Source organism: Arenibacter sp. F20364 (assembly GCF_023015905.1).
Classification (GTDB): Bacteria; Bacteroidota; Bacteroidia; order Flavobacteriales; family Flavobacteriaceae; genus Arenibacter.
This window is the reverse complement of record NZ_JALKBD010000002.1, coordinates 1-20,648: the sequence shown is the minus strand read 5'-3', so window position 1 is coordinate 20,648 and position 20,648 is coordinate 1. Positions and strand designations below refer to the sequence as shown.

Sequence of the window (20,648 nt, the reverse complement as noted above, 5' to 3'; positions counted from 1 at the left end):
GAAACACTCAAGAGAATAATTATTTTACTCAACTTAGCTTAGATATAATCCCTAAAAACAATAAAATTTAACAGATGAAAAACGTTTACTGTATAGGGGAATTATTAATAGATTTCGTGGCTGAGAAACAGGGTAGCGATCTATCAAAAGCCACCGATTTTACTAAAAAAGCGGGAGGTGCCCCGGCAAATGTGGCCTCAGCAATAGCCAAATTGGGGGGCAAAAGTTTTTTTATCGGCTGTGTAGGCAAAGATCCCTTTGGCACTTTTCTTATCAATACATTAACGGAAGGACAGGTAGACGTATCCCTGGCACAGCGGTCAGACACCTTTACAACCCTAGCCTTTGTTTCCCTTGCAGAGGATGGCGAGCGCGATTTTGTCTTTAGCCGTGGGGCGGACAAAGAATTAAAGCACGACATAAGAATAAAGAATCTATTTAAAGATCAGATCGTACATTTTGGAGCCGCAACCTCCTTCCTCGGCGGTAGTTTGGAAGAGGCATATTCCCTCTATTTCCAAGAAGCCATATTCCAAAACAGTTTTATTTGCTTCGACCCTAATTTTAGGGTGGATCTATGGAAAGGAACCGAGGAGATCTTTATTCAAAAATGCATCCCCTTTATTGAAAAATCGGATTTGTGTAAATTCAGTTTGGAAGAGGCCCAATTGCTTTCAGGAAAAGTGGATCTAAAAGAGGCCTGTACTTTTTTACACGAGTTGGGAACAAAAATAATTACCGTGACCCTAGGCGGAGAGGGCACCTATTTAAGCACCCCTGCGGTGCAAAAAATAATTCCGAGCATAAAAATAAAACCCCTTGACACAACAGGTGCAGGAGATGCATTTATTGGGTGTTTGTTAAAGCAAATTTCATTGACAACCAACTTGGAAACCCTCTTGAACGATTCCGGACTTTTGGAAAAAATGGTGCAGGATGCCAATAAGGCCGGAGCTATTACAACCCTTAATTTTGGAGCCATAGAATCCTTGCCCAACCAAGAACAAATAAATCAGGTTTAATGAAATGGTCGGCCACAACCTCTAATTGTATTTCATCTTTCTAATAATTCTTAATGATTCTTTTATGGATTGATACACCGGAAGATCATATTTCTTTAGGATCGGCTTTGCGTTTTCCATAACATCCTTGGCTTCGTCGAACCCATTGACATAGCAAATCAAAAAAGTATCGGACAACAGATCTAAGTCCTTTGTTTCATTTGGGGACAGGGAAATATCCTTTTCAATTTTTTTAAGCAGGGCTATATTGGCGTTGTAAATGTGATGAAGTGTTTTTTTATCATACAAGGGAGGTTCAAATATTAAATCGCTTTGAATGGTATAGGTCCCATTATCGAAGAAAGTAATGACCACTTTTTCCAAAGGATAATACTTTTGTTGGCCACTTAATCCCAACTGAACATATTCGATCGTAGTAAAGGAATTTTCATCATAAGCAATCGTAATTTCATCGAATGCGGAAAAAAACAGCTTCACTTGTTCATTGATCAATTCAATATCGACACGGGAGTAATAAGTTTCATTTTTTACTTTTTTTTGATGTCCCGCCCAACAAACCACAAATTGCTCTTTAAAAACCTTATAATGACTGGTTAAATCCTTGTGTCTTTCATTCAAAAAATCGACTACGCCGTCCAGGGTAAGTTCAATATTATTTTTGGCATGCTTCTCTATGGTTGCCACCACTTCTGCATTTATATCGGTCAGTTCAATTCCATACGCCTTTGGCATACTTATGCTACCATCCCTAAAAAAAACAGACCCCCCATAATACTTCCAGATATTCTTTCGCAAAGAACAAACTTTCCCATTAGATTTTATAGTTACCAATCCAACTACTTTGCCCATGGGCAAATGAGGAAATGGAATATTTTCATAGGTAATACGCGGGGGATTGTCCAAATAGGCATTGACCAAATTTTGAATCTTGCTATCATCAAAAAAATCGACCCCTACAATTTCATTATCTTCATCCTCGACTCCAATAACGATAAAAGAATTATTTTGAGGATTGCTATTGGCAAGAGCGCAGACATGCTTCAAAAATTTAGCCTTCCCCTCCCTCTGTCCAATATCTATAAAGCGTTTTTTATCATAAAAGCTATTCTCGTCATTATGGGCAAGCAGGTTTTTTACGAGCAGGCGCTTATTGATCATAATTCCTTATTGACAATTGTAGCACTCGCTTGCGCCGTAGGTAAAATTAATAAATCTGCAATATTGACATGGGAGGGCCTTGTGACCATAAAATGGATTATGTCCGCAACATCATCTGCCTGCAATGGCTTATAACCCTTGTAGGTATCTTCGGCCCTAGCATTATCTCCCTTAAACCGTACCTTACTAAATTCCGTTTCCACCAATCCCGGGTTAATGGCACCAACGCGAATACCGTATTTGTTCAAATCTATTCTCATCCCTTGATTCAGGGCATCCACTGCATATTTACTGGCACAGTACACATTCCCTCTAGGATACACTTCCTTCCCCGCAATGGAGCCAATGTTTATGATATGTCCGGATTTGTTTTTGATCATTTTTGGCATTATTGCCTTGGAAACATATAAAAGGCCCTTCACGTTAATGTCCAGCATAGCTTCCCAATCCTCCAAATTTCCTTCCTCTATGGAATCCAAACCGTGGGCATTGCCTGCATTGTTGATAAGGATGTCAATATTGGAAAACTCCTCTGGAAGGGAAGCAACGGCCTCAAAAACCGCTTTTTTATCCTGTACATCAAATTCTAGAATGCAAACCCTGGTATGTCTGGACAGTTCCTTTTTAATTTCGTTCAATCGCTTTTTCCGCCTACCACAAATAACTAGATTGATTTTGTTGGCTGCAAAGATTTTGGCGGTTGCAAGACCTATTCCGCTCGTAGCCCCGGTTATAAATGCTGTGGGCTTCTCTTTATTGGAAATACTCATAAAAAATGATTCTATATTTTATATTTATTAACTCCGTTGGTCGGCAACTAGGAAATCCATTGCCCTGCAAAGCAACTAAACAACAAAAACCAACCTTCCATATTTAAAGCCTTTATGGCGTCGGTCAATTGTTTAGATTGGGCGGTACCTATAATCCAAATTATACCCCTTGATATATGTGCAGTGGTAGAGACCTTTCCAATAAACGGCTAAAAACTAAACAAACCGTAAATATCCGCGTAATCAAAGGTGGCAACTCCCAGTTCTTGACAGGGATAAATTAACTTAGTTTCTTTCCAACAGAAAGCTTCTTATCCCAAGTGCCCCAAGTAATTGTACCTGCAATGATTTTGAAATAAGATGTTTTATTTTTCATATGTTTGTGAAATTATGAATAAATCCCTTAAATAGTTCATAAAACTAGACCCATTGCTTAACTTTTAACCATACATTAACAGCCAATAACTAAATAAATTTTCAATTTGCATCCACTTTTGGAGTAAACCACTGTAAACAAAACAAAACAAAGGATTATATGGAAGAAAATACTTCGGTAGATATCAGTGCCGTGAACGAGAAAATTGCCCAGGAGAGTGCTTTTATCGACCTACTTATTTTAGAAATGAACAAAGTAATCGTAGGACAAAAACATATGGTAGAACGATTGCTCATTGGACTTTTAGGGCAGGGACATATTCTACTTGAAGGCGTCCCTGGCTTGGCAAAAACCTTAGCCATAAATACCCTGGCAAAAGCTGTACAAGGAAGCTTCAGTAGAATTCAGTTCACTCCCGATCTTCTACCGGCAGATGTTGTTGGTACTATGATCTACAATATGAAATTGAACGATTTCTCCATTAAGAAAGGTCCTATATTCGCCAATTTTGTTCTGGCGGATGAAATTAACCGTGCTCCTGCAAAAGTGCAATCCGCCCTTTTGGAAGCCATGCAGGAAAAACAGGTTACTATAGGTGACGAAACTTTTGTTTTGGACAAGCCTTTCCTGGTTATGGCTACCCAAAACCCGGTGGAACAAGAAGGAACGTATCCTTTACCGGAAGCCCAGGTGGATCGTTTTATGTTAAAGACGGTTATAGACTACCCCAAACTTAGTGAAGAGCAATTAATAATACGGCAAAACCTTAAAGGTGCATACGAAGAGGTTAAACCTGTAGTTAGCGTTAAACAGATTCTAAGTGCCCAAAAGGCGGTTAAGGATGTGTACATGGACGAGAAAATTGAAAAATATATACTCGACATTGTATTTGCTACCAGATACCCGGAAAAATACAATTTAGAAAGCCTAAAACCTTTGATTAGTTTCGGAGCTTCACCAAGGGGTAGTATTAATTTGGCGGTTGCTGCCAAATGCTATGCCTTTATTAAAAGAAGGGGCTATGTTGTTCCTGAAGATGTAAGGGCAGTGATTCATGACGTTTTACGCCACAGGATTGGCATAACCTATGAGGCTGAGGCGGAAAACATTACTTCGGAAGAAATAATAAATAAGATCGTAAACGAAATTGAAGTACCTTAATCAGTCTACAGTTATCTGTCTACAGCTTTTGGCCTTTAATCCTTAAAACTGTACCTGAATACTTTTTACTGCAAACTGCATACTGAAAATGGATACCAAGGAATTATTAAAAAAAGTTCGCAAGATCGAGATAAAGACGAGGCGTCTTTCCGACCATATTTTTGGCGGAGAGTACCACTCGACTTTTAAGGGGAGGGGTATGACTTTCAGTGAAGTGCGCCAATACCAATTCGGTGATGATGTAAGATCCATAGATTGGAACGTAACCGCGCGCTATAACGAACCCTATGTAAAGGTATTTGAGGAGGAAAGGGAACTTACCATGATGCTTATGGTAGATGTGAGTGGTTCAGAACTTTTTGGTACCAGCAATCAGTTTAAAAAGGAAATTATTACTGAAATTTCTGCTACACTGGCATTTTCAGCTCTTCAAAACAATGATAAAGTTGGACTTCTTTTGTTCACCGATGAGGTGGAACTTTACATTCCGCCAAAAAAGGGCAAAAGTCACGCCCTAAGAATAATACGGGAATTGTTGGAATTTTCGCCCAAGAGCAGCGAGACCAATTTAGGAACGGCCTTAAAATTCCTTACCAACGTAATGAAGAAGAAAGCCATTGTCTTTGTACTCTCGGATTTTATAACCGACGATTATCTTCAAACCCTCCGCATCACAGGCAAAAAGCACGATCTTACCGGCATAAGGGTTTTTGATGAAAGGGAGGAAAACATTCCTAATTTGGGTATGGTGCAAATGCAGGATGCTGAAACAGGAGCTACTCAATTGGTGAACACCCAGTCCAAAAAAGTAAGGATGGCCTATGGCAAACACTATAGTGAACGAGTTGCCTATTTTCAGGAGACTTTTACCAAATCAGGTTGCGGGGTGTTGAGTTGTAGGGTGGATGAAAGTTATGTAAAGAAATTATTGGGCTATTTTAAGAGAAGAGGTTGATTTAAATGAGGAACTTAAATTTGAGCATTATAAATAGTTATTCGTATTTTCTACGATATATTACATTGTGTCTGTTATTTGCCTCGACACAAGGTTTTTCCCAAAATACCCCCACCATTGTGTCTGGAGTGGATACTACCTATATAAAGATTGGGGAACAGATCAATTTTAAGGTCACCGTAGAAACAGATTCCACCGCCCAGGTAATCTTTCCCGAAGGCCAAACCTTTTCCCCTTTGGAAACCGTGGAAGCCCTAAGGACCGATACGGTTAAAAAATTGGATAGGATGACCCTACAAAAAATCTATGCCCTAACCCAATTCGATTCTGGTTCCTATACCCTTCCAAGACAACAGATCATGGTAAACGGAAAACCGTTTTTTACCGATTCCATAAAAATTGATGTTGCTACAGTACCCGTCGATACCTTGGCACAGAAGATGTACGACATAAAACCCATTATAAATGTAGAAAAATCGAACGGGGCCCTCTGGAAAATACTCCTTTGGGTACTGGGCATCCTTATATTGGCAGGGGCAGCATTATATTGGTTCGTTTTTAGAAAAAAACCTTTGAGCGAAGAGGAAAAGGCAGCCCTATTACCTCCTTTTGACCGTGCTATCCTTGGTTTAAAACAATTGGAAAAATCAAAATATTTAATCCAGGACGATTATAAATCCTATTATTCCGAGTTAACGGACATTGTAAGATCTTATTTGGAAGAAGATGTTCATGTAACGGCATTGGAAAGTACTACGGACCAATTGATAGATAAATTGGAAATGATGAAGGATGCCGGTCAATTGAAACTGGACCCCGAAACCATACAACAGTTCAAAAAGGTGCTACAGACCTCGGATTTGGTGAAATTTGCAAAATCCAAGCCGGAGTCCTCTGTAGCCGAACGGGATAGAAAATCTGTTGAACAGATTGTAATCAAGACCAAAGAGGCCATTCCAGAACCCACGGAAGAGGAATTATTGCAAAGGGAAGAGTACTTGGAGGAGCTGGAACGCAAAAAACATAAGAAAAAAATAGTTATTGTGGCCGTTACTGCGGTCCTTGTATTATTATTTTCCACGGCAGCGGCAATAGGTTTCTACGGATTTGGACACGTAAAAGATACCGTTTTAGGCCACCCCACCAAAGAATTATTGGAAGGTGAATGGGTACAAAGCGATTACGGTTTCCCACCTATTAGTTTACATACCCCCGAAGTCTTGTTGCGCCAAGCGGTAAAACTCCCTCCAGAAGCCCAAGCCTCCATCAAAGAAATGCAGGCCTTTGCCTATAGAAGCTCCATTGGACTGTTTACCATTGGCGCCACCTCTATTACACTGGCACAACCGGAGGAACCGGATTTTGAAAAGGCCTCCGAACAGATTTTGAAAAATTTTGAAAATCAAGGTGCCAAAAACATCACTACCAAGCAAGAACCTTTTTCTACCCTTACAGGGGTAAAGGGGGTTAAACTGTACGGGAGTGGAAAATTTGCCGTGCCCGAATCCAAGGAATTGATCTCTGGAAACTATTTGGTCCTATTTTTTGGTGGTAAAGGTTTTCAGCAAAATATAATCTTGACTTGGTTGGCAGATGACCAATATGCAGACCAGATAGTAGACCGAATTTTGAACTCAGTAGAAGTAAAAACGAGCTTATAGATGTTTGAGAATATTTCCTTTGCGAACCCACAGTTTTTCTGGTTGTTGCTATTACTTCCAGTGGCAATGCTTTGGTACTTCTTGAAAAGAAAGGAACAGACCGCTTCCTTAAAAATATCTAGCATTAAAGGTTTTCCAAAAGGCAGCATTTTACCCAAATTAAAACCGCTGCTGTTTGTAATGCGATTGTTGGCATTGGCCGCGATTATAGTTGCAATGGCGCGACCACAAACCGAGGATATCTCTTCCAGGACCAAAACTACAAAAGGAATCGATATTGTTATGGCCATCGATGTTTCCTCCAGTATGTTGGCAAAAGATTTAAAGCCATATAGATTAACAGCACTTAAAAAAGTGGCGGCCGATTTTATCAGCGAAAGACCCAACGATAGGATCGGATTAGTGGCATATGCCGGGGAAAGCTATACCAAAACGCCTATTACAAGTGATAAATCTATCGTTTTAAGGGCCTTGGATGAAATAACTTATGGACAATTAAATGATGGAACGGCTATTGGAATGGGGCTTGCCACCTCTGTAAATAGATTAAAGGAAAGCAAGGCACTTAGCAAAGTCATTATTTTGCTTACGGATGGCGTCAACAATTCGGGATTTATAGAACCACAAACTGCCGCAAATTTGGCAGTGGAGTTCGGCATTAAAACCTACACCATTGGCCTGGGCACCAATGGAAATGCCATGACGCCGATAGCGTACAATGCTGACGGATCTTTCCGATATGGAATGCGGGAGGTAGAAATAGATGAAAATCTATTGAAATCTATAGCAGAAACAACAGGGGGACAGTATTTCAGGGCTACCGACAATGAAAAACTTGAGGCTATTTACGAGGAGATAAATAAATTGGAAAAAACAGAAGTAGAGGAGTTTAAATATTACAAGTACGAAGAAAAATTTAGACCTTGGGTCTATTTGGCAGGAGTTTTGCTCCTATTGGAATGGCTGGTAAGAAACACCTTGTTCAGGAGTTTTATTTAAGGTCGAAGAATTAAGGTTTCGAGGGGATTGATTTACAAATGAAGAATACAAAATGATTCAGTTAGACGAAAAATCATATTTATATCTGTTAGCCATCATTCCGGTGATGGTAGTCCTATTTTTGCTCCTTCAAATCTGGAAAAAAAGTACGCAAAGAAAATTTGCCGAACTTGCACTTTTAAAGCGTTTGACCCCCGACAGATCCAACTTTAAATCCACCTTGAAATTAATTTTTATTCTGTTGGGAATAGCCTCTTTGACCATGGCATTGGTAAACCCAAAAATGGGCACCAAATTGGAAACGGTGAAGAGAGAAGGGGTGGATATTGTATTTGCCGTGGACGTTTCCAAAAGTATGTTGGCCGAGGATATAGCACCAAATAGGCTGGAAAAGGCCAAACGTCTGGTTTCCGAGATTATCAATCAACTGGCAAGTGACAGAATCGGGATTATTGCCTATGCCGGGCAGGCATTTCCCCAACTCCCTATAACGACCGATTACGGGGCTGCCAAGATGTTCTTGCAAAACATGAACACCGATATGCTTTCCTCACAAGGCACGGCCATTGATCAGGCCATTGAATTGGCATCGACCTATTATGACGATGAGGAACAAACCAACCGTGTTCTTTTCATTATCTCGGACGGAGAGGACCACTCCGAAGGTAACGTGAGCAATGCTGTTGAGGATGCCACCAATGAAGGCATAAGGGTATTTACCATTGGCGTAGGAAAAACAAAAGGAGCACCCATACCTCTTAAAAGAAACGGTATTGTTGAAAGCCTAAAAAAAGACCGCCAAGGTGAGGTGGTTATTACAAAATTAAATGAAGAGGTACTACAAGAAATTGCCGATGAGGGCAATGGGGAATACATAAACGGGGAAAACACGGAAGAAGCCGTTGATTTCATTAAGGAACAATTGAACCAAATGGACAAAAAGGAATTTGAGGCCAAGCAATTTGCCGAATTCAAAGATCAGTTCCAATGGTTTTTGGCAGCAGGCCTTTTATTCTTATTTTTAGACATTTTTGTCTTGGATAGAAAAACCAAGTGGCTAAAAAAATTGAATCTGTTTAACGAGCGATAAACGTAGAAGGATTATGAAAAAGATTGCATTTATCATTATTTTGATCGGAGGCCTTGTCCAAGCGCAGGAAGCGGACAAGGAAAAGGAAAAATCAATTAAAATTGCCAACAACTATACTTGGGAGGCTAATAAAGACCTTTCCGAAAGCAATTTTGTAAATGCCGAAGCCAATTATAGAAGGGCCATCTCCAAAAGTGCAGAGAGCAGTATTGCACCCTATAATTTGGGAAATGCCTATTATGAAAACGAAACTTATAGCGAGGCTTTTGGCAGGTTTAAACAGGCAGGTGAAAATGCCACCAACAAAAAGGACAAGCACAGGGCCTATCACAACATGGGCAATGTCTTTATGAAAAACAAAGAATACCAAAAAGCGGTAGATACCTATAAGGAGGCATTAAGGAACGACCCTACGGATGAAGAGACCCGCTACAATTTGGCCCTGGCCAAGGAAATGCTAAAAAAGCAACAGGAAGAAGAACAAAAAAACGATCAGAATAAGGACGACCAGAACAAGGAAGACCAAAAAGATCAAAAAGACCAAAACGAGGATAAAAAGGAAGGGGATCAGAACGAAGACAATAAGGGCGAGCAGAAAGAGGACCAAGGAGACAAAAAGGAAGAGGGGGATAAAGGCGAGGAAGAAAAAGAAGAGAATAAGAAAGACGAAGGAGATCAGGAAGACGATAATAATGATGATCCCTCCAAAGGGGAACAGAAAGATGACCAAAAGCAGCAACAGCAGCCCAGGCCGAACCAACTATCTCCACAGCAAGTGAAAAATTTGTTGGAGGCAATGCAGAACGAAGAGAAAAAAGTACAGGAAAAAATAGATGCACAAAAAGTAAAAGGTGTAAAATCCCAAAATGAAAAAGACTGGTAATACAGGTGAATATTAAAAAATACATATCGTTATTTACATTGTTATTCCTAGGCATACTCTCGTATGCCCAGGATGATGAAACCGTTACCTTCGAAATGAATCTCAGCAAGGATGTGTTGGGCATTAACGAGCGACTACGGGTAGACTTTACCATGAACAGGGATGGGGACAATTTTGTTCCCCCTGATTTTGAAGGTTTCAGGGTGCTTATGGGCCCCTCACAATCCATTAGCTCCTCTTGGGTTAATGGGGTCAGGAGTTTTTCAAAAACTTATACCTATACCCTTGCACCCACAGCAAGGGGAAAATTTACCCTTAAACAGGCGACCATTGTCATCAAGGGAGAAACCTATAAATCACTCCCCAAAGAAGTGGAGGTTACTGCTGCGGTGGAAAGGCCGGACGGGGAAAAAACGGTAGATGATGTGGCGGATGAAAGTTTACATCTGGTAGCAGAAATATCCAAAACCAGCCCATATTTAAATGAGGCTGTCACCGTAGTTTATAAACTTTACGCAAGTCCTACCATAGATGTAACCAACTTTAGGGCTTTGGACAACCCTAAATATAACAATTTCTGGAGCCAAGATATCCCTGTCACCAAATACGATATACAGAATACCACCTACAACGGCAAGTCTTATAGATCCGTCATCTTAAAAAGGGTCGTCCTTTATCCACAGAAGACCGGGGAACTGGAGATAGAACCCCTATCCTTGGATGTAAGTCTTCAGATTCCCACCAACAAAAGGGATTTTTTTGGAGGAAGAATATTTGCCCAAACCAACAAGACCGTATCCGCAGGCAATAGGACCATTAATGTAAAGCCATTGCCCAATGAAGGAAAACCGGCAGATTTTAGTGGTGCGGTCGGAGAATTCCAATTTTCGGTTACCACCAGTAAAACCCATCTTAACGCATCCGAATCTTTACAGGCCAAGGTTGCCATAAATGGTAAGGGAAATCTAAAACTTTTTGAGATTCCAGGATTAAATCTCCCCAGTTCCTTGGAAGTATATGACCCTGAATTCAACGAGAGTGTTCGTACTACCTTATCTGGCATGGAAGGAAATGTAAGCAATAGTTACACGGTAGTGCCTACATTTAAAGGCAAATACCCCATCCCCAGTATAGCCTTTAGCTTTTTTAATCCCAAGACCGAAAAATATCAAACTTTGAGTTCCGGGGAAATCATGATCAATGTGATAGAGGGCCCAACCAGTGGAGCCTCAAATAATACTGGCCCTATTTCCAGCAATAAACAAAGGGTTGTCGCTACGGGAAATCAATTTGTATTCAACAAATTAAATCCAAATCTCACAACCATCAACAGTCAACACTTTTTTGGTTCCACCAGCTTCTTCCTTTGGTGGCTACTGCCCGTTTTGCTAATTCCCCTGGCCATCCTATTTGGTAAAAAAAGAGAAGCAATTGCCAGTGATGTAGAAGGAATCAAAATTAAGCGTGCCAACAAACTGGCTAGAAAATACCTGTCTGCTGCTAAAAAGGCATTAGGATCCAAGGAATCATTTTATGTGGCCTTGGAAAAGGCCTTGCACAATTATTTGAAGGCAAAACTGAAAATAGAGACCTCAGAATTTAGCAAGGATAAAATTGCCTCTTTATTGAGTGAAAAAAATGTGGACGAAACCACTCAGGAAGGCTTTATCGGATTACTAAAGAATTACGAAATGGCCAGATATAGCCCTTTCTCCGATGTTCAAATGCAAGAGGATTACAACAAGGCAAGTGAGGTTATCTCACAATTGGATAAACAAATTTAAGCAATGGTACGTGTATTAACTATTTTAGTCTGTTTGGTAGCTACCTTGGGATTTTCCCAAAACGAACAGCTATTTGAGGAAGCTACGGCATTGTACAACGAAGGCGAGTATGCCAAAGCCGCGGACAATTATTTAAAGATATTGGAAAATGGGGAACATTCGTCCGAATTATATTTCAATTTGGGAAATACCTATTATAAGCTCAACAATATTGCCCCAAGCATTTATTATTACGAGAAGGCATTATTACTTAAACCTAATGATCAGGATATTAGGGATAATTTGTCCTATGCCCAAAACATGACGTTGGATGCCATTGAACCACTTCCACAGACCACTATTTCCAGATTGTACAACAAACTTACTTCATATCTCTCATTTGACCAATGGGCCTATGTTGCCGTTGGCTTTATGATGCTATTTGTGTGCTGCTATATAGCCTTTTATTATTTCAGATTTTCCACCCAAAAACGAATAGCCTTTATAAGCAGTCTAGTCTTTCTTTTATTTACAGTCCTTGCTGTATTACTCGCCTATTTAGAATTTTCCGAATTTGAATCGGATCAACCTGCCATTGTCTTTTCGGAAGAAGTTGTTATTAAATCCGAACCCAACAATAGGAGCCAGTCCGTTTTTACTTTACATGCCGGTGCCAAGGTCAACGTTCTTGAACAACTGAATGACTGGAAAAAAATTCGTATTTTAGATGGCACCACAGGTTGGATTCCATCAGAAGATATAAAGATCCTTAAGGATTTTTAATATTTCTTTAACGACTATTAAAACCCTTGGTGTTATATTTGCCAAAAGTTGTGATTTTATGAAAGTTTTCGCTCGTGTACTATTATTGTCCCTTTGGCTATTTGCCATAGTGGCTCCGAGCGCCATCACATTACTTGATATTGATAATCCCGTTATTGTAACCAACCTTAACGAAGAAGAACAGCAAGAAACCGGTAAGAAATCTCCTTTACAAGAGAAGTTTGTAAACGATAGTTATGTTGATTTTTCATTAATTGCACTGTCCCAAAAATCTGAAATGGGTGTCTACCATCCAATGGGGCATATTAACTTCACCCAAAAAATTCTTCTCCCACCACCTGAACATATTAGTTAATCCCATCAGTTAAGTAAAACTTTTTCGATTAATTAAAAACCTGTCTTTGATTCCCATTAAGGACTAAATTATTTTTTTTATATGTTCAAAAATATTAAGAGCGACCTTCCCGCAAGTGTCGTAGTTTTTTTTGTAGCGCTACCCCTATGTTTGGGTATTGCTTTAGCTAGTGGAGCCCCCTTGTTTTCTGGTTTAATAGCTGGTATAGTCGGTGGTATTGTTGTTGGAGCACTCAGCGGTTCCAAAATTGGTGTGAGTGGACCAGCTGCCGGTTTGGCCGCTATTGTATTAACTGCAATTGGTGCCTTAGGAGGATATGAAAACTTCTTGGTTGCCGTTGTGCTTGGTGGAATTATTCAGTTGATCTTCGGTATTCTAAAAGCTGGAATTATAGGGTATTATTTCCCTTCATCTGTAATAAAAGGCATGTTGACCGGTATAGGTATCATTATTATACTTAAACAAATTCCACATTTTTTTGGTTATGACCCGGACCCAGAGGGCGATTGGGCCTTCTTTCAAGTGGATGGGGAAAACACCTTCTCCGGAATCCTAAATACTGTAAACAATATTAGCCCTGGTGCAACACTAGTGGCAATAGCTGGCTTGTCCATCTTATTGTTATGGGATAAGGTACTTTCCAAAAAAGGCAAGATCTTTCAGCTTATCCAAGGGCCTTTGGTCGCCGTCGCAGTAGGTATCATATTCTTTGTGTTGACTCAGAACAGTGACTTTTTGGCCATTTCATCCGACCACTTGGTAAGTGTACCCATTCCGGAAGATGCCGCATCCTTTTTTGGACAGTTCAGCTTTCCTAATTTCGCTGCAATCACAAACCCAGATGTATGGGTTACCGCCTTTACCATTGCTTTGGTTGCCAGTCTTGAAACTCTATTATGTGTTGAGGCCACCGACAAGTTGGACCCGAACAAAAACGTAACACCTACGAACCGCGAGCTGCTTGCACAAGGTACAGGTAACATTTTATCCGGATTAATTGGAGGACTACCAATAACCCAAGTAATCGTTAGAAGTTCCGCCAACATTCAATCTGGTGGAAAATCAAAGCTATCGGCTATTTTCCATGGTTTCCTATTGCTAATTTCCGTTATTCTTATTCCAAGATTGTTGAATATGATACCCTTATCGGTTTTAGCGGCCATACTATTTATAGTAGGCTTTAAATTGGCAAAACCTGCGCTTTTTGTAAAAATGTACAAATTGGGATGGAAACAGTTCGTTCCGTTTTCGGTTACCGTATTTGGTATCATATTTACAGATTTACTCATTGGTATCAGCCTAGGCCTTGCCGTTGGTATTGTGGTTATCCTTTTGAAAAATTATCAGAACTCCCATTTCCTGCACATGGAAGATGTAAGTAATGGAAAGCACAAGATAAAAATGACCCTGGCGGAAGAAGTGACCTTTTTTAATAAAGGTGCTATTCTTAAAGAATTGGATAGCCTTCCTAGGGACACCTATTTAGAGATAAATTTGCTCAAGACAAGATATCTTGATCTTGATATAATCGAAATTCTAGACGATTTCTCGGTAAAAGCCAAAGAGCGTAATATAGATATTCAATTGGTCTCTAAGCGTGGTGTAGTTGAAAACCCATCAAGTTTTTCGGAATTTTTTAGAACAAGACCAAAATCTAATTTAAGCTTAAGCTAATGGACATGGAAAAACATAAACCACAGATAGCTTTATTCACCGATTTACATGGAGACATATCCAGCCTGTTAAAAAGTGCTGTGAGCTTGGCTCAAATGATCAATGGGGAAATTGAAGTTTTTAATATAACAAAGCCTACGTCAGTAATTGGGAAAGAAAACCAACTATCGGCCATGCGTTCAATAAGCCGTGAATATATTCTGACCGATAAACGAATGAAGGATATAATATCGCCCATGATTGAAAATTACAGGGTACCTATTAATTATTCCAGTACCTTTGGAAATATTAAAAATGAAATTGACCGGTATTTAAACGAAAACCAACCAGACATTTTGGTCTTGGGAAGACACAAAAGCAAACATTTTAATACTGCTGACGATAGAATTATCAACTTTGTACTAAACGTTTTTAAAGGTACTGTCTTGATCGTTTCACATCACAAAGGTCTTGAACCAGGTAAAAAAATAGGTATAGGATCCCTAAATTGTTCCGAAGAGGCATTGAACTCATCCTATACAGAAGAACTCTTTTTCCATACGAACAGTACTTTAAAGTCGTTTAATATTGTTGAAGCTTCAAATGCTCTACCACAAACGAGTGATTTTTTAGGACGCAAGACCATCCACTATGTGTTTGATCACAATGAAAATACTGTGAACAATCTTCCCCTTTATTTATCCAGAAGTAATATCGACCTTTTGTTTTTGGAAGGAAGAAAAAAGGCACAAGAAGGTCTTTCCTGTCCATTAAATACTTACGATATGGTTAAGAAGTCAGATATTAATCTTTTAATAACAGGGGAAAAACGCAGCCGATATAACTTTAACACAACACTAAAAATAGCATAATTAAAATAGATAAATATGAAAGCACATACAAGAGAGACCCAAGCAACAATGACCCCGGAAAAGGCGTTGCAATTTTTAAAGGAAGGCAACCAAAGATTTCAAGGCAACCTTAAAGCCAACAGAAACCTTCTGGAACAAGTGAATGATACCAGTGAAGGCCAATTTCCATTTGCAACAATCTTGAGCTGTATTGACTCTAGAGTTTCTGCCGAATTGGTATTTGACCAAGGCCTTGGCGACATCTTTAGTATTCGAATAGCCGGTAACTTTGTAAACGAGGATATTTTGGGTAGCATGGAATTTGCCTGCAAACTTGCAGGCACTAAGCTGATCGTAATTTTAGGTCATACAAGTTGTGGTGCCGTAAAAGGAGCTTGTGATCATGCAAGATTAGGCAACCTTACCGCCTTGATCCGCAAGATTGAACCAGCAGTGGAGGCGGTTATTGAACCAGTAGATGAGAATTTAAGAAATTCCAAAAACCTTGAGTTTGTGGATAAGGTTGCTGAAAAGAACGTAAATTTAACTATTGACAATATCCGCAAACAAAGCCCTGTACTAGTCGAAATGGAAGAAAAAGGGGAAATAAAAGTTGTTGGCGCTATGTATGATGTCTCGAATGGTGAAGTTATTTTTTACGAATAAAAACCGATTGTTATGGAAGGCCAATGTTGCCATATTGGCCTTCTCATTATAGAAACCAAACGTTGGTTTCTAACTTAATTAATTGTTGCTTAAACTAAGCTTAGCATTAAATACAATATTATGAAAAATCTTTTTTCAAATTTTAGAGGAGACCTTTTTGGAGGAATAACTGCAGGTATTGTAGCCCTTCCATTAGCTCTGGCCTTTGGTGTAAGTTCTGGGCTAGGACCCAGTGCCGGACTATATGGAGCTATATTCATCAGTTTTTTTGCTGCGCTGTTTGGAGGTACCAATACGCAAATTTCTGGTCCCACAGCTCCGATGACCGCCGTAAGTATGGTGGTTATTGCCGGTATTATAGCCCTTAACGACGGAAGCATTGAAAAGGCGCTTCCCGCCATTCTTCTTGTATTTTTATTGGCCGGCCTCATGCAGATTGGTCTTGGCCTTTTAGGAATAGGGAAATACATCCGTTACATCCCTTACCCAGTGGTTTCCGGATTTATGACAGCTATTGGGGTCATCATATTGGTTACTCAAATTTTACCGGCTATAGGATACTACCCAAAAGAAGATGATGAGTTTGTATCACAGTTCAAACCAATGGCTGAGGAAATAATATTAGAGAATATTCTAAGGGAAGAGGCAGGCGAAGGTATTCTAGTTTTAGAAAATTTTGAAGAAACAATCAAACGTTCCGAAAGTATTACCCAAGATGATATGCTAAAAGAGGCTAGAACACTGGCCAAAAGTGAGGCGTCTGGGGTTTTAGGGGCCATTAAAGTGCTTCCCAGAGCCTTACAGAACATTAATTGGTTAGAACTCATACTTGCCCTAGCTACAATAGTGATTATTTACGGTTTCAAAAAAATCACAACCGCCATACCAAGTGCCTTGGTAGCCCTAATCGTTGTTTCGGGCGTAGCGTATGGATTTGGACTCAACTACCGCCCTATTGAAGAAATCCCAAGTGGTTTTCCGATGCCCAATCTTGAAATAATCACAGGTTTTCAACTCAGTTCAATTACACCATATATATTTACCGCTTTGACTTTGGCGTTATTAGGAGCCATAGATTCTCTTTTAACCTCTGTAGTAGCGGATAACATGACCAAAACAAAGCACCAACCCAACAAAGAGCTTGTTGGCCAAGGTATAGGTAACAGTGTAGCTGCTATTTTTGGGGGTATTCCAGGAGCTGGAGCTACCATCCGTACAGTAGTAAATATAAATGCCGGTGGCAAGACCAAATTATCCGGTATGGTCGCAGGTATTCTTCTCTTAATCATTCTTTTGGCCTTAGGACCAGTTGCGTCCCAGATACCAGCAGCCGTACTTGCGGGTATATTGGTTACCGTAGGTATAGGTGTTATGGATTATAAAGGCCTAAAAGCCATACCTAGTTTACCAAAAGACATGAGCGTTGGCCCAATTAAATTAAGTTCTGAAGTTATAATAATGATTATTGTGCTCGTTCTTTCTTCCGTATGGAATTTGGTTTATGCAGTAGGTGTTGGACTTGTAATTGCTTCACTAATGTTCATGAAAAAAATGGGAGATCTAACCGCTGAAAGGTCAGATGTAAAAACCTTGGAACATGAAAAAGGATGGGCAGATGAAGCCAATTTCCCGAAACATTTAAAGGAAAAAGTTTTTATAAAGCACATCAAAGGCCCGCTATTCTTTGGTTCAACCAGTGAATTTCAAGTATTGGCAGACCAAATTCCAAGGTCCGCATCTACGGTTATTATTCGCATGGACCGTATGCAGTATATGGATCAATCCGGTCTCTACACTTTGGAAGATGTACTTATTGATTTACTTAATTCCAATATCGAAGTATTATTGGTAGATGTACTGGATCAACCGCGTTACATGATGGAGCGTGTAGATCTAATACCTGATTTGATACCAAAGGAACATATTTTTGACACCTTTGATGATTGTATCAAGTTCTTAAATCATAAGCCAACCAACGAAAAAGTTGAAGCTTCTGCATAGGTGATTAGCCATTTTATGATGAAATATGTATTCGGTAATGCCGTAAATATCTTAAATTTGCGGCATTAGCCGAACACCATGATCGATACCATAAAAAAGCATATTACTGAGGTAGAAGAGTTTTCTTCTACCGATAATGAGGCCATAGAGGCATTCCGCGTTAAATATTTAGGAAAAAAAGGGTTGTTCAATCATTTTTTCTCAGATTTTAAAAATGTCCCAAACGAGCAAAAAAAGGAGTTTGGGCAAACCATAAATTTATTAAAAACGGTTGCTACCGAAAAAGTCAATGCTTTAAGGGAAGCCCTTGAAAATAAGAAAGAGGAAAAAGGAATCTATGGCGATTTAACAAGGCCCGGGGAACCATTGGCCATTGGAACGCGCCATCCTATCTCTATAGTCAAAAACCAGATCATCGATATCTTTTCCCGGATAGGCTTCAATGTGTCCGAAGGTCCGGAAATAGAGGACGATTGGCACAATTTTACCGCCTTAAACCTTCCGGAATATCATCCAGCAAGGGATATGCAGGACACTTTTTTTATACAGACCAACCCGGACATTTTATTGCGTACCCATACCTCATCGGTACAAGTGCGCTATATGGAAAACAACAAACCCCCTATTAGGACCATTTCACCAGGCAGAGTGTACAGAAATGAAGCCATTTCTGCTCGTTCACATTGTTTTTTTCATCAAGTGGAAGGATTATATATAGATAAGGACGTTTCTTTTGCCGACTTAAAACAGACCTTGCAATTTTTTACTACCGAATTGTTCGGAAAATCTAAAATAAGGCTTAGGCCGTCCTACTTCCCATTTACAGAGCCAAGTGCCGAAGTAGATGTATATTGGGGCCTGGAAACCGAAACAGATTACAGAATGACCAAGGGTACAGGATGGCTGGAAATCATGGGCTGCGGTATGGTAGACCCCAATGTGCTTACCAATTGCGGTATTGATGCCAATGAATACTCAGGCTTTGCCTTCGGTATGGGCATTGATAGGATTGCACTATTATTACATCAAATTTCAGATATTAGACTATTGAGCGAAAATGATATGCGATTTTTAGAGCAGTTTAAAAGTGCATTTTAATTTGTTCTTCCCAGATTCCGAAAAGAATCTTTCCATCAAGCAATAGTGCCATAGTATAAAGGCTACGGATTTTGAATTTCCTAGCCTTATAAAGATATGCTACACATCTTAAATCGGATCGTCACCAAAAACCCACTATCTTTAGAACGGACCTAGCAAGTACTTATGGGTTATGCCCATACATCTACCTTGCCTAAAGACTATACTTGGCACAAGCCTCCACTTAAACCCCATTCATATATCGAACTCACTTTATTAACAAATTCTTAACTTCGATTAGTTTTGTTTGTTCAGAACCAATTGTATTTTTGCAGCAAATTTTAAAACTAAAATTTTGGAAGCACCTGTAAAAAAAGAATTGATCGAAGCCTTGGGAATGCACTTTGAAAACCTGTACAAAATGCCCCCATTAGCTACAAGAATTTACGCAATGCTCATCCTTACAGGTTCTGAGGGGCAAACTTTTGAAGAGTTAATGGAAGCTACGGAAGCCAGTAAAAGCTCTGTATCCACCAGTATCAATCTACTATTGCAAACCCAAAAGATAGAATATTTTACAAAACCAGGTGATCGTAAGCGTCATTTTAGAAAGAATGTAAACTACCTTAAAAACAGATTGGTGAATTATACGCAACAAGCGAACAAGGAATTAAAACTTTTTGAATTGACCTGTGCTTTTATGAAGCAAAATCACCAAGCATCTTATATTAAAAATGAAAAGTTAACCACTATTTATAGAGACTATCTGAAAGCTATAAAACTACTTATGGAAACTACCATCAATAAGCTTGATGAAATTAACTAACATATTCATCTTAAACATTTATCATACCTAAAATCAAAATCCTATATCATTCTATGAAACGTTCTCATTATTTTTATTTCGTTATTGGTCTGCTTGTGTTACAAGCTTGCAAACAACAACCACAACAACAAGCTCCCGTAGCACTACCTTATCCGGTAATATCTATTCCAACAAAAACAGTTATTGCCCATAACATATATCCGGCCAGTGTTGAAGGTACAAATAACAGCAGTGTACGTGCCAAAGTACCGGGATATATCACTCAAGTACAGGTGGATGAGGGCCAAAAAGTAAGAAAGGGACAGGTCCTTTTTAAGCTGGAAACACAATCATTAAGTCAGGATGCCGAAGCAGCAAAGGCCAATATTAATGCAGCGCAGGTGGAAGTGGACAAGTTAATTCCGTTAGTAGAAAAAAACATCATCAGCAGTGTTCAATTGGAAACCGCCAAAGCCAAATTAGCACAAGCCAAGAGCGGCTATAGCAGTATTGCTGCCAACATAGGTAACCGTTGCACAACCCCGTAATTATTAAAACAACGACCTCGATAACTGCTTTTTAAGGTGGTTTTGTTTTTTAAGCACCCGAACAGACCATT

The 20,648-nt window shown here is 39.5% G+C and carries 18 protein-coding genes and 1 pseudogene; 17 read left to right on the top strand and 2 right to left on the bottom strand.

What is annotated here, in order from left to right; all coding sequences use genetic code 11:
* Positions 1-74 precede the first annotated feature (74 nt).
* The gene (locus tag MWU84_RS01630) at positions 75-1,022 is read left to right on the top strand and encodes a carbohydrate kinase (protein ID WP_246897470.1); all 948 of its coding nucleotides are present in this window, start codon (positions 75-77) and stop codon (positions 1,020-1,022) included.
* Between the two features lie 21 nt (positions 1,023-1,043).
* On the opposite strand, the gene MWU84_RS01625 is transcribed toward MWU84_RS01630, so the two are convergent.
* Together MWU84_RS01625 and MWU84_RS01620 are read right to left on the bottom strand one after the other, a co-directional pair.
* Complete coding sequence (locus MWU84_RS01625; RefSeq protein ID WP_246897468.1) at positions 1,044-2,180, bottom strand: ATP-binding protein; 1,137 nt, start codon at positions 2,178-2,180, stop codon at positions 1,044-1,046.
* Positions 2,177-2,950, bottom strand: a complete 774-nt coding sequence (locus tag MWU84_RS01620) for an SDR family NAD(P)-dependent oxidoreductase (RefSeq protein WP_246897466.1) — start codon at positions 2,948-2,950, stop codon at positions 2,177-2,179. The genes MWU84_RS01625 and MWU84_RS01620 overlap by 4 nt, the downstream gene beginning before the upstream one ends.
* 535 nt (positions 2,951-3,485) lie before the next feature.
* Here MWU84_RS01620 and MWU84_RS01615 point away from each other — a divergent pair.
* The 16 genes and pseudogenes from MWU84_RS01615 to MWU84_RS01540 form a co-directional block, all read left to right on the top strand.
* Positions 3,486-4,487, top strand: coding sequence for a MoxR family ATPase (locus MWU84_RS01615; protein WP_246897464.1), 1,002 nt, complete (start codon positions 3,486-3,488; stop codon positions 4,485-4,487).
* 88 nt (positions 4,488-4,575) lie between these two features.
* A complete protein-coding gene (locus MWU84_RS01610) occupies positions 4,576-5,442 on the top strand; it encodes a DUF58 domain-containing protein (protein WP_246897462.1) in 867 nt (288 codons plus the stop codon).
* A gap of 20 nt (positions 5,443-5,462) precedes the next feature.
* Positions 5,463-7,103, top strand: a complete 1,641-nt coding sequence (locus tag MWU84_RS01605) for a hypothetical protein (RefSeq protein ID WP_348647825.1) — start codon at positions 5,463-5,465, stop codon at positions 7,101-7,103.
* On the top strand, positions 7,104-8,102 hold the full coding sequence (locus MWU84_RS01600) for a VWA domain-containing protein (protein ID WP_246897459.1): 999 nt from the start codon (positions 7,104-7,106) through the stop codon (positions 8,100-8,102).
* 52 nt (positions 8,103-8,154) lie between these two features.
* Positions 8,155-9,192 carry a VWA domain-containing protein gene (locus tag MWU84_RS01595; RefSeq protein ID WP_246897458.1) on the top strand — a complete coding sequence of 346 codons (1,038 nt, stop codon included), beginning with the start codon at positions 8,155-8,157 and terminating at the stop codon, positions 9,190-9,192.
* Positions 9,193-9,205: 13 nt separating this feature from the next.
* Positions 9,206-10,075 (top strand): tetratricopeptide repeat protein, encoded by an 870-nt coding sequence (locus tag MWU84_RS01590; protein ID WP_246897457.1) that lies wholly within the window; start codon positions 9,206-9,208, stop codon positions 10,073-10,075.
* A 5-nt stretch (positions 10,076-10,080) separates the two neighbouring features.
* The gene (locus MWU84_RS01585) at positions 10,081-11,859 is read left to right on the top strand and encodes a BatD family protein (RefSeq protein ID WP_246897456.1); all 1,779 of its coding nucleotides are present in this window, start codon (positions 10,081-10,083) and stop codon (positions 11,857-11,859) included.
* A gap of 3 nt (positions 11,860-11,862) precedes the next feature.
* Complete coding sequence (locus MWU84_RS01580) at positions 11,863-12,621, top strand: tetratricopeptide repeat protein (protein ID WP_246897455.1); 759 nt, start codon at positions 11,863-11,865, stop codon at positions 12,619-12,621.
* A 58-nt stretch (positions 12,622-12,679) separates the two neighbouring features.
* Complete coding sequence (locus MWU84_RS01575) at positions 12,680-12,976, top strand: hypothetical protein (protein WP_246897453.1); 297 nt, start codon at positions 12,680-12,682, stop codon at positions 12,974-12,976.
* 81 nt (positions 12,977-13,057) lie between these two features.
* A complete protein-coding gene (locus tag MWU84_RS01570) occupies positions 13,058-14,650 on the top strand; it encodes a SulP family inorganic anion transporter (protein ID WP_246897451.1) in 1,593 nt (530 codons plus the stop codon).
* Between the two features lie 5 nt (positions 14,651-14,655).
* Positions 14,656-15,501: a universal stress protein gene (locus MWU84_RS01565; protein ID WP_246897449.1), complete on the top strand. Its 846-nt coding sequence runs from the start codon at positions 14,656-14,658 to the stop codon at positions 15,499-15,501.
* Between the two features lie 15 nt (positions 15,502-15,516).
* Entirely contained in the window at positions 15,517-16,146 is a 630-nt protein-coding gene (locus MWU84_RS01560) for a carbonic anhydrase family protein (RefSeq protein ID WP_246897447.1), read from the top strand.
* Positions 16,147-16,266: 120 nt separating this feature from the next.
* Positions 16,267-18,147 carry a SulP family inorganic anion transporter gene (locus tag MWU84_RS01555; RefSeq protein WP_246897444.1) on the top strand — a complete coding sequence of 627 codons (1,881 nt, stop codon included), beginning with the start codon at positions 16,267-16,269 and terminating at the stop codon, positions 18,145-18,147.
* A 78-nt stretch (positions 18,148-18,225) separates the two neighbouring features.
* On the top strand, positions 18,226-19,245 hold the full coding sequence (gene pheS, locus MWU84_RS01550) for a phenylalanine--tRNA ligase subunit alpha (RefSeq protein ID WP_246897442.1): 1,020 nt from the start codon (positions 18,226-18,228) through the stop codon (positions 19,243-19,245).
* A gap of 334 nt (positions 19,246-19,579) precedes the next feature.
* The gene (locus MWU84_RS01545; RefSeq protein WP_157730669.1) at positions 19,580-20,050 is read left to right on the top strand and encodes a transcriptional regulator; all 471 of its coding nucleotides are present in this window, start codon (positions 19,580-19,582) and stop codon (positions 20,048-20,050) included.
* Positions 20,051-20,103: 53 nt separating this feature from the next.
* Positions 20,104-20,556 (top strand): annotated as a pseudogene (locus tag MWU84_RS01540) (biotin/lipoyl-binding protein); the annotation flags it as partial.
* Positions 20,557-20,648: the final 92 nt, after the last annotated feature.

Coding starts and splice junctions, on each gene's coding strand:
- MWU84_RS01570 (WP_246897451.1), top strand. CDS start 13,058: ATGTTCAAAAATATTAAGAGCGACCTTCCCGCAAGTGTCGTAGTTTTT.
- MWU84_RS01610 (WP_246897462.1), top strand. CDS start 4,576: ATGGATACCAAGGAATTATTAAAAAAAGTTCGCAAGATCGAGATAAAG.
- MWU84_RS01565 (WP_246897449.1), top strand. CDS start 14,656: ATGGAAAAACATAAACCACAGATAGCTTTATTCACCGATTTACATGGA.
- MWU84_RS01615 (WP_246897464.1), top strand. CDS start 3,486: ATGGAAGAAAATACTTCGGTAGATATCAGTGCCGTGAACGAGAAAATT.
- MWU84_RS01580 (WP_246897455.1), top strand. CDS start 11,863: ATGGTACGTGTATTAACTATTTTAGTCTGTTTGGTAGCTACCTTGGGA.
- MWU84_RS01620 (WP_246897466.1), bottom strand. CDS start 2,950: ATGAGTATTTCCAATAAAGAGAAGCCCACAGCATTTATAACCGGGGCT.
- MWU84_RS01595 (WP_246897458.1), top strand. CDS start 8,155: ATGATTCAGTTAGACGAAAAATCATATTTATATCTGTTAGCCATCATT.
- MWU84_RS01560 (WP_246897447.1), top strand. CDS start 15,517: ATGAAAGCACATACAAGAGAGACCCAAGCAACAATGACCCCGGAAAAG.
- MWU84_RS01625 (WP_246897468.1), bottom strand. CDS start 2,180: ATGATCAATAAGCGCCTGCTCGTAAAAAACCTGCTTGCCCATAATGAC.
- MWU84_RS01590 (WP_246897457.1), top strand. CDS start 9,206: ATGAAAAAGATTGCATTTATCATTATTTTGATCGGAGGCCTTGTCCAA.
- MWU84_RS01555 (WP_246897444.1), top strand. CDS start 16,267: ATGAAAAATCTTTTTTCAAATTTTAGAGGAGACCTTTTTGGAGGAATA.
- pheS (WP_246897442.1), top strand. CDS start 18,226: ATGATCGATACCATAAAAAAGCATATTACTGAGGTAGAAGAGTTTTCT.
- MWU84_RS01630 (WP_246897470.1), top strand. CDS start 75: ATGAAAAACGTTTACTGTATAGGGGAATTATTAATAGATTTCGTGGCT.
- MWU84_RS01575 (WP_246897453.1), top strand. CDS start 12,680: ATGAAAGTTTTCGCTCGTGTACTATTATTGTCCCTTTGGCTATTTGCC.
- MWU84_RS01600 (WP_246897459.1), top strand. CDS start 7,104: ATGTTTGAGAATATTTCCTTTGCGAACCCACAGTTTTTCTGGTTGTTG.